The 1,116-nt window shown below is 58.9% G+C and carries 1 protein-coding gene; it reads right to left on the reverse strand.

The window, feature by feature from the left end:
* On the reverse strand, positions 1–958 hold a 958-nt coding region (gene mobV, locus ABG996_RS10765), incomplete at its 3' end, for a MobV family relaxase (RefSeq protein WP_347500994.1).
* Positions 959–1,116: the final 158 nt, after the last annotated feature.

Genomic DNA, 1,116 nt, shown 5'->3' on the forward strand with positions numbered 1-1,116 from the left:
CGCGAGCGCCCTTCTCAAGAACGCGCTCGGCTCGCTTGCCGTCTTTTTCGCTCTCGAAATCTCGACCAGCTTTGAGCGCGTCCCAGCAAATCGGGTTTTCCGAGAACTCAATGAGCTTGTCCCTGAACCTCTTTAGCAACTTCCTCCACGACAGGGCTTCGGCAATCTGCGCCAGCTCGGTTTTTATCTTCTTGAATCGAGTTGCGTAACCATCCAGCTTGGTCTCGCACTCGGTAACTTGGTCTTTCGCTTTCTTTGCGGCATCCTGCGCAGTTTTGAGGACATCCTTCACAACGGCAAGTTCCGCCGTCACCGATTCCAGCTGTTTGGTCTTCTCGTCGAGCTCAGCCTGTATACGGAGGTTCTCGGCCTTGTATTCGGCCACGGACTTGTGCCGCTTCACTGGTTCCCCGTCCCCGCGTTTCTCGCCCCTAGAAAGGCCATACAGCGCTCCTACGCGTCCATAGAACCTGTCCTGCATCTTCCCGAGCGCCATCTTGTTCGGGAAGAATTCCTTCCACGAGAGCTTGCCGTCCCTCAACGGCACGAAACCGAAATGCGCGTGCGGGGTCTCCTCGTCCATGTGCACCGTGAAGTGAACCATGTTCGATTCACCGAACTCATCGCAGCAGAACCGGTACGCGTCATCGAAGAACTCGCGCACCTTGTCATCGTCCGCCAGCTCGAAGAACTCGGGACTCGCCGTCACGATTCCCTCGACGAGCTTCACCGCGTCCTTGCGCACCTTGCGCTCGCCCGAATACCCGTCGTCAATCCTCGCCTGCACCTCGCGCTCGTAATCGACGTGAGAACGCATCTCGCGGTTCAGCCGGGTTCGGGTTTGGTCTATGTCAGGGTTCGTGTGCTTTCCCGGCTCGCGGTCGTTGTGGTACTGCATGGCACCTATCGCGGCACCCTTGCACTTCTGGACTCGAAGGATTGCGTACTGCTTCCCCATCGGCGGCGGCACCTCCCGGCTTTTTGGAACAAAAGGGTAACGCACTCCCCTTTTACCTACGGAAAAGAGGGCGCGCCGACAGTGTACCACTGTCGGTTCTCCGCGACTTAGGGTCGCTCCGCGCCTGCGGCTTGGCGGCACGCGGCGGCGCGTGCATG

Source organism: Collinsella aerofaciens, from assembly GCF_039836695.1.
Lineage (GTDB): Bacteria > Actinomycetota > Coriobacteriia > Coriobacteriales > Coriobacteriaceae > Collinsella > Collinsella aerofaciens_BD.